Here is a 719-nt window from a genome sequence, read left to right as displayed (position 1 = left end):
CTCGTCGCCGCCGCCGGCGGGTTCGAGGCGAATATCGACTGGCTGAAGGAAAGCTGGGGCCCGCCGGCCGAGAACTTCCTGATCCGCGGAACGCCCTACAACCGCGGCGACGTGCTGCGCATGCTCCTCGACCTCGGGGTGGCGCCAGTGGGCGACCCGACCCAATGCCACGCGGTCGCCATCGACGCCCGCGCGCCGAAGTTCGATGGTGGCATCATCACGCGGCTTGACTGCGTCGTCTTCGGCATCGTGGTGAACAACCGCGCCGAGCGGTTCTACGACGAGGGCGAGGACTTCTGGCCCCGGCGCTACGCCATCTGGGGTCGGCTCGTCGCGGCGCAGCCCGGGCAGATTGCCTATATCGTCTTCGACGCCCGCTCGCTGAAGCTCTTTATGCCCTCGCTCTACCCGCCGATCTCCGCCGGCACGATCGAGGCGCTGGCAGAGAAGCTGGGACTGCCGCCCGAGGCGCTCGCCCGCACCGTCACCGCATTCAACGCCTCCGTGCGGGACGGGACCTTCGACCATACCGAGCTTGACGATTGCCGGACCGAAGGCCTCAGCCCGCCGAAAAGCCATTGGGCCCGGCGGCTGGAACAGGCGCCGTTCTACGCCTACCCCGTCCGCCCCGGCATCACCTTCACCTATCTCGGCACCCGCGTGGACCGCGACGCGCGGATGCGCATGGCCTCGGGCGGGATGGCCGAGAACATGTTCGC

At 68.8% G+C, this 719-nt stretch carries 1 protein-coding gene; it reads left to right on the top strand.

Annotation, left to right across the window (positions count from 1 at the left end):
• On the top strand, positions 1-719 hold a 719-nt coding region (gene tcuA, locus EIP85_RS22610; RefSeq protein ID WP_127904452.1), incomplete at both ends, for an FAD-dependent tricarballylate dehydrogenase TcuA.

The organism is Solirhodobacter olei (genome assembly GCF_004010155.1).
GTDB lineage: Bacteria > Pseudomonadota > Alphaproteobacteria > Rhodobacterales > Rhodobacteraceae > Solirhodobacter > Solirhodobacter olei.
This window is presented reverse-complemented; position numbering and strand designations above follow the sequence as displayed.